Genomic DNA, 7,765 nt, shown 5'->3' on the forward strand with positions numbered 1-7,765 from the left:
ACAAAGACCAATACGTGCAAGAGTAGACTTTTAATGGTTCTATCCTTTGTTTTCTGTGGATAGGAGCAATGAGGATAGACGAGAGGACAAGGGGCAAAGAACTAAAACATAATGGTTCATGCATTCTCCTATCCATGGCAAACGTGCTGAAATTTTACTGAAACACCGATGTCTGATACCTGATGACTGTCGTAAGAACCGGTTTGAGAAAAGCGATGAACTTCAGGGAAGATGACAGAGCTACAGCAAGGCGATTACCCGGCCCCGATTGAGTCCACCTGAATCGTCGAATGCGAGTTGTGATGACGACTGTCCGGTTTTTTAAAAATCGAAATAACAAATAGTGTGATATCCATCCCTTCTGAAAGCTTGCTTCGGGCCTGGCTGGGAGCCCGATCATTCTGTACCTTCCGGAGGGTTAAGGTGATCATCTCGATCTGCATCAAAAGGCTTGCGTTTTCGATGCACTTTTGCCTGATGGGTCTGCGCATTCTCGCTCATTATTCCGCCTGAACGCTGGCCATCGTCCCCGATCGCTGTCCCATCACTGGCCTGTGATTCGGGGTGATATCTTAATTTGTGATCTAACAGCGATTGAGCCGTTGGAAGGGGCTCATGACACGGCTGCTGCTGGCCATCCTCCCCGATCACTGTCTCGTAACAACGGTGTGTCTCGGGATAGATAAAGAGTCTTGCCTTTTCCGAGCTGCTTTTTCTCATGCTGCTCAAACCCTCAAGAAAGTGCAGACGACTTTTCGTGTGGTATTTCGTTTTGTGCGCCCGCATAGCTTTCCTGTTATTGCAGAAAAACCCGCATGGCCGCAGCTGGTCATCCTCTCCGTGCATGGGCACTTTACAGGTCAGTTCCCCGGCTTTCATGGCTGCCGCTGCATCCGGTACACAACATGTATTGCTGCGGCTATTAGCCGGAAAGGTATTAATCGATATTGTCAGGGCTTGTGGCTGAAAATGGTGCAGGATTTGAGTGAGTTCATTCATCGTTTCAATAGAGCCTTGTTCGGGTATTCCTTGCGCAGGGGCTGTCGGACTTCCTTCCGAATTCAGCAACCTTTCAGCTGACTCGCTACCAGATGATTGTCGGAGTTTACAAACGCCATGACAGGAATCGACGTAACAATCTAAACCGAAAGTATGTTCGCGTTGTTCAGGGTCTTCGTTACCGTCACCAGAGCCCAAACCCAGAGGACTGGTGATAGAGCCTGTAAGTTGGGCGGTTGTTCCTAAGGCCTGATGATCAGCTGAGGCTGATGATGGATTTTGTTGGTCATTTTTTTGTTCACCACGCCCGGGAAGTACCATATTAGTGATCACAAACGGGTGATCCGCCTGTGCCAACATAGATGCCGCCTCCAGTTGATCCGTTGGGTTAAGCAACCATGAATCGGGGTTCCAGTAGCTTTTCAAAAGAAAGTCGGCAACGACAAACGCTCCTACTATAGGTATCCATGAATAAGGTTTGGCACTCAGAGCGGTGTCATGGGGGGTAAAAGCCAGTTCGTAAACAATCACCAGGTTGGCGGCGTGAAGCAAGTGCCATGAGATCGACTCAATGAGAGATGTTTTTAACCCATAACCACCAATTCCCTGTGATTTGTCGTCAGACGGAAAAATGAGTCCTTCATAGCCACTGTCGGCATGGTATGAAGGGTTGTCTATAAATGAATGCTGGACAGGCCTTATGGAAAAAGTCACGTCTGAGGAACCTCCATCCTGTCCAAGCTCGACAATAAAGCGACTTTCCAATGGTTCGGCCTTACAGATGACAGACAACGAGAGCATCAGCAACAGCAGCACCACAGGGAGCGGTTTTCTCAAAGCTATATCCTTACATCTATTTTTGTGTTTCGTATTTTCTAGTCAGTCAGGTTAGACCAAGGAAGTGACAGATCAAGAAAGTAAGCGTTTTTCCTCAACAAACGCTGTCGTTTTTATTCGAGATGACCACGGATAGCTAGTCATCATGTGGTATAGGAACTTCCATGGATGGATGCCCTCTCGGAAGCGTGTTTTGAGTCTGATTGGAAGCCGAATTACTGTTTATCTTTTGGAAAACCGAGGTCATTACCTTGTTCCAAATCAACAGGCTTGTGTTTTAGATGCTTTCCTCTGTGATCGAACTGCTTGTGATGGATCAGCTCTTCAAAATCCTCGCAGACAATTCCGCATGGCTGTTGGTTATTCCCACCGGCCACCGTCTCGTCACAGATTTGCGGCTTGTGGTTGCTTCTTTTGTGATCCAGCAAGCATTGAGCATTATCGAAGACCGCCCCGCATTTTCGCCGCTGGCCATCCCGCCAGAGCACTTTATCTTCACAAACTTTCAGATAAGAGTGGCCTTTATTTTTGGCCATATCGTCCATTATGAATTTACGTAGCCTCCGTTGCCTATTGTTGTATTCTCTTAATTGTCCCTGCAAAGCTTTATCACTCCTGAAGACCTTCCCACATGGCTGATGCTGTCTATCGTCCCGGGTCACTGTCTCGTCACGGATGGGTTCTTCAGCTGTACTGGCTGCCCCCACACTCATTGAATCTATAGGGCGTTGGCGATTGGTTGGATTGTTATCAAAGCGTCCAGTGACATAGAAATAATGATCGCGTTGATTACCGATGACATTATCAAAGGCATTATCGAGATCGAAGTGAATTACTGCATCGCAATAATCCCATGCAGAGTAGTATCGATCAGGGACATCGTGGAATGAGCTTTGTTCAGGTTCTGCTCCTCCTCCAACTGCTGTACTGTCCATGGAATTCAGCCACCCTTCAGCCAGCTCAATCCTGCTGGATGCTGGTCGGAAGATGCAAATACCTTTACAAGGACTGACGCGACAATCTAAACCTAAAGTATGCTGGTGTTGTTCTGGACCATCGTTACCATCGCCTGAACCGGAAGACAGGGGACCGGTGAGAGCACCTGTAAAAGTGCTTGCCCCTGAGGCTTGCTGTATAGATGACTCTGTTCGCTCTTCTCGTTGTTGCCTTTGTTGTTGGCCATTTGCGGGGAGCATCATAGTATTGATCGCAAACGGGTCATCCTGACCGGCCTCCGGTTTATCTATCGGGTTGAACAGCGGTGAATCGGTGTTCCAATAGCTTCCTGAAAGCCAGCCAACAGCGAAAAAGGCTTCTACAGGTATCCATGAATAAGGTTTGGCACCCGGAGCTGCGTCATCGGTAGTCATAGCCAGATCGTAAGCAACCAACACACTAGTGGCGTAAATCAATTGCCACGAGACTGACTTAATAAAGGACGTTTTCACACCATAACTACCGAGTCTATGTGGTTTGTCTTCGGACGGCAAAATTGCTTCTGTATAGGCGTTTGTGTCGACAAGGTGTGACGGAGTGTCTGGGAATGTGTGCTGGCCAGACCTTATGGAAAAGATCCCCATAGGAGAGCTTCCATCCTGTCCAAGCTCGACAACATAATGCCTTGTCCATGATTCAGCCTGACCGATAGCAGACATAGAGAGCAGCAGCGACAACAGTGCCACAGAGGATGAATTTTTCATTGGTTCCCACTTTGTTGATTGTTGTGTCTTGTTTTTATTTTTTAGAATGGAAAGGTAGATCAACAAGGTGTTAGATCAAGAAAATAAGCGTTTTTTTAAAACAAAAGGTTAAAGCGGGTAGGTAAAAAAACCTCTGATGCAAGACATGAGCGGGCTTTTTTATTAAAACGGAGTCGGCATGACAGTAAAAGGCGACGAATGTCTGCCAGTAGTTTACCCATCATGGTGGAGTGGTTCTTGAGTATATTTATGGCCTTCCGCGCACCCACACCCTCTAAGTGAAAGCTTTAACGAGCGCTCTTCTGCATCAGGGGCCTGTTTTCACAATTTGCTGAAGCCGTGCCTTTATCCGCAATTAAAAAGTTTTTAATCAGATTAACCAGTTTTTGTAAATGAGCAATATCTTTTAAATTTCTTACTGAAGAATAAACATATCGATAAGTTTCTGTGGGTTCAGTTGTATAGGGTCCGCTGAATACAGGGGGCTCGTCATCCCGAGTTATCCTGTTGCCATCTGCATCTATAAAACAAGCCTCCCAAAAAAGATTGACTGCTTCTTTTCGATTGTTGGCGGAAAGGGCAAAGAAAATTAATGCCAAATTACCAACAGGCTCATATTTATCTTCTATGGATGAGCCTTGTTGAAGAATAGTGTTTACACGCTCTACCTCTCGATGGGCAATCTTCTCTGCGAGAGTCTGGCGATCAGTATCCAGGCCTTCGATGACATCTTGTCTGAACTGATGCAAGTTCCAACTTTTATGTGCACGAGATTTCGTTAACACCCTGGCCATATGAAAAAGTGAGTGACTAAAGCCAAATTTGAAGGTATGGGCACAACTGGCACAAAAACCAACAATATATTCATATTCGTTCCCAAGGGCATTGCACATTGCAGCAGCAAGGTGCACATACTCGTCGCTTCTGTCGTGCTTTGTCACGAGCACTCTGTAATTCAGAAAAGTTAATATTGGATCAACAAAAAATTCAGTTAAAGCACTGGAGAATGTTTCTTCGTCAACCTTTGAAAGATCAAGTTCTTCAGAATCCGATAAAGCATAGGCCCCTTCATAAGCTCTTTTAGCAAGACACCATTCAAGACTGGGTAGATCAATATCCCAGAGCAGGTCGCCACCTATATGACCATGGATAGGATAAGTTTTCCGACGTTTAATCTCTCTTTGAGCAGGGGGAGGAGAGCCTTGCTGAACCCCTTCAGCTGACTCGCTACTATCGAACGATGGTCGTATTTTACAAATGCCATTACAGGAATCGACGTAACAATTCACACCCAAAGTATGCTGGTGTTGATCAGGGTTTTCTTTACCGTCGCCAGAGCCGAAAGACAGGAAGTTGGTGAAATAAAAATTGCCTGCATGAGTGGCCACTCCTGAGGCTTGCTGACCGGAGGATGCTGATGGCGGGTTTGGTTGGCTATTTTTTTGTTGGCCATTTCCGGGGAGCATCATAGAGATGATCGTGAACAGATGATCCTGATTCGCTTCTTGTTGTTGAATTTTTTGCTCAATCAAGTTAAGTGATTCAGTCGGGCTAAATATTGATGAATCGGGGTTCCAATAGCTTTTCAAGAGTGAGCCAAAAGAGACAAACACATCTGCAGGTATCCATGGGTAAGGTTTGGCTTTCAGAGCGGCGTCATTGGTGGTCACAACCCATTCGCAAGCAATCAGAACATGAGCAGCATAAATCAATTGCCATGAGATCGACTCAATAAAAGAGGTTTTTACCCCATAACTGTTAATCCTGTGTCGTTTGTCATCAGGCAAAATTGATTCTGCGTAGCCGTCTGTATTGACGGGGTAGGACGGAGTGCCCGGCAATCTACGCTGGTCCGGCTTTAAAGAAAAACTCCCGCTTGGAGAACCTCCGCTCTGTTGGCGCTGGACGACAATACTTCCTGTCGAGTGTGCAGCATGAAAGATGACAGAAACCGAGAATACCGGCAACATCAGTGCCAAAGAGAGTATGTTTTTCAAAGCCTAACCTTAAATCTGTCTTATATTTCGTACCTAATGTTTCGTGTTTTGTTTCGTGTTTTCATTTTTTGAAATGAAGCTAGTTCAAGAAAGTGATAAATCAAGAAAGTCAGCGTGTCTTTCCAGAAAAACCAAAGGTTGCACCGGGAATAAAAAAACACTACTGCAAAACATGGGCAAGGACTTTTGTTCATCGGTGTCCCGGCATTACAAAAAAAACGACGATTGCCTTTCAAATAAGAGATTAACCAAATGTTGGAATAGAAAAAGTCTCTCTGCTGTTCGGAGAACTATAACCAATCCAGACTGAGATCATCAGCCTACTGCACGTAAAAAGACTTGCCTTCCCGATGCATTCTATCGTGAAACAACCACTCTGGAAAATCTGCGCAGACTTTTCCGCATGGGTGAAGATGGCCATTCTTACAGACCACTATCTTGAAGCATTTCCGCGACTTGTGGTATGCGTTTTTATGACGCGCCAAATCCAGAGCATTTTCGCAGACCAACCTGCATGGGTACTGCAGGCCATCTTCCAGGGTCTCTGTCTCCTGACAGGTCTGGGGCCCAGTGTGGAATTTTAATTTGTGACACGACAGGAACTTAGCATTTGGTAAGACCTCACCACACGGATGCTCCTTGCCATCAGCCCCAACCACTGTCTCATCACAAGGGTTTGGCTCGGGATAGTAACAAGCTCTTCTCATTCTCATTCTGTTGATGCTTTCAAGACAGTGATAACGCCGAAATTCGTGGTCTTCTACGTGATCCCGCACAGCTATCAGACTCTTGCAGACCACCCCGCATGACCGCTTCTGGCCATCCACACCAAGTACTTGCAAATGACAGGTCAGTCCCTCAGTCAAATCGACTGCCATTGCTGCGACTCCTTTTGCAGTCAGTGATTGTCTGTAGTTGCAGCCATTTCCCGGGTCGGTTTTAATCGGTGATCTACGGGCGTGTGGCTCAGAATTGTCGAAACCCAGCGCCGCTTCAGCTGAATCAGAACTATCGGATGATGGTCGGAGTTTACAAACGCCATCACAGGAATCAACGTGACAATTTAAACCCAAAGTATGCTGGTGTTGTTCGGGGCCTTCGTCTCCGCCACCAGAGCCGGAATCCGGAGGGCTGGTGAAAAAACCTGTCATTTGGTTGCTGGTTGCACCTGAGGCTTGCTGACCGGATGATACTGTCGGCTGGCTTTTTTGTTGGCCATTTTGTTTTTGGCTCTGTCCGGGAAGCATCATAGAGGTAATCTTGAACGGGTCACTCTGACTTGCCTCCAGTTGATCCATCGGGTTAAAAAGCGATGAATCAGGGTTCCAATAGCTTTTCAAAAGCAAGTCGACAGCGACAAATGCTTCTGCAGATATCCATGAATAAGGTTTGGCTTTCAGACCGACGTCATGGGTGGTCATAACCAGTCCGTAAGCAACCAGGAAATGAGTGGCGTAAATCAGTTGCCACGAAATCGACTCAATAAAGAACCTTTTTAGCCCGTAACCTCGCGGTCTGTGTAGTTTGTCATCGGGCGACAAAATGAATTCTGCATAGCCGTCTTTGTCGCCAAGGTATGATGGGGTGCCCGGCAATATTTGCTGATCTGGCTGTATAGAAAAGCCCCCGCTTGAAGAACCTCCACTCTGTTGAGGCTCGACAACAAAAATTCTTGTTAACTGTGCAGCCTGACAGATGATAGAAAACGAGAATAGCGGCCAAAACAGTGCCAAAGAGAGTGTTTTTTTCAAAACATTAACCTTACATCGTTTTGTGTTCTGTACTTTTTAAGATAGAAAAGGTAGATCAAAAGAGAGTCATAAATCAGTCATAAGCGACTGAAACAACTTTTCGCTCTACTCTGGGATGAAAAATTTTTTGTGATAAAAAAAGCCCGCTACTGCATAACAACAGCTCTTGAAGGTTTTTGCGCATTGTCTTGCATTGGGCCCACTGGCCATTCTTATTGGGCACCATCACGTCACAAAACAGTTACTCTGTGCCACCTCTTTTGGCCATTTCTTCGGCCGCAACAGCAGCCAATCTGAGCAGATATTCCTTCATTCGCTTCATGAAGAATATTCTTTCCGAACACACGCGAATTCTGGCCCTGCGGTTGATCAAGTTTATCTGCCGCTGCCGCTCACGAGTCAATGTTACAAAAGGCGAGCTTTGTTCAGGTACTGCTCCGGTGTAGCCTGTCGAAGTTTCTACGAGATTCAGCGACCATTT

Annotated in this window: 5 protein-coding genes; all 5 read right to left on the reverse strand. The window is 46.2% G+C overall.

Going from position 1 to position 7,765, the window contains the following annotated elements; all coding sequences use genetic code 11:
• Positions 1-396: 396 nt before the first annotated feature.
• Positions 397-1,836 (reverse strand): hypothetical protein, encoded by a 1,440-nt coding sequence (locus tag KDK19_RS10305; protein WP_257275170.1) that lies wholly within the window; start codon positions 1,834-1,836, stop codon positions 397-399.
• 215 nt (positions 1,837-2,051) lie between these two features.
• A complete protein-coding gene (locus KDK19_RS10310; protein ID WP_257254426.1) occupies positions 2,052-3,536 on the reverse strand; it encodes a hypothetical protein in 1,485 nt (494 codons plus the stop codon).
• Positions 3,537-3,823: 287 nt separating this feature from the next.
• A complete protein-coding gene (locus KDK19_RS10315) occupies positions 3,824-5,533 on the reverse strand; it encodes a hypothetical protein (RefSeq protein WP_257275171.1) in 1,710 nt (569 codons plus the stop codon).
• 320 nt (positions 5,534-5,853) lie between these two features.
• Positions 5,854-7,284, reverse strand: a complete 1,431-nt coding sequence (locus KDK19_RS10320; protein ID WP_257275172.1) for a hypothetical protein — start codon at positions 7,282-7,284, stop codon at positions 5,854-5,856.
• A 241-nt stretch (positions 7,285-7,525) separates the two neighbouring features.
• Positions 7,526-7,765: hypothetical protein (locus KDK19_RS10325; protein WP_257291884.1), on the reverse strand; the 240-nt coding region annotated here is incomplete at its 5' end.

This window comes from Endozoicomonas sp. ONNA1 (assembly GCF_024606325.1).
GTDB lineage: Bacteria > Pseudomonadota > Gammaproteobacteria > Pseudomonadales > Endozoicomonadaceae > Endozoicomonas_A.

Bases quoted from the DNA above. Each gene is read 5' to 3' on its own strand.
- KDK19_RS10310 (WP_257254426.1), bottom strand. From the start codon at position 3,536: ATGAAAAATTCATCCTCTGTGGCACTGTTGTCGCTGCTGCTCTCTATG.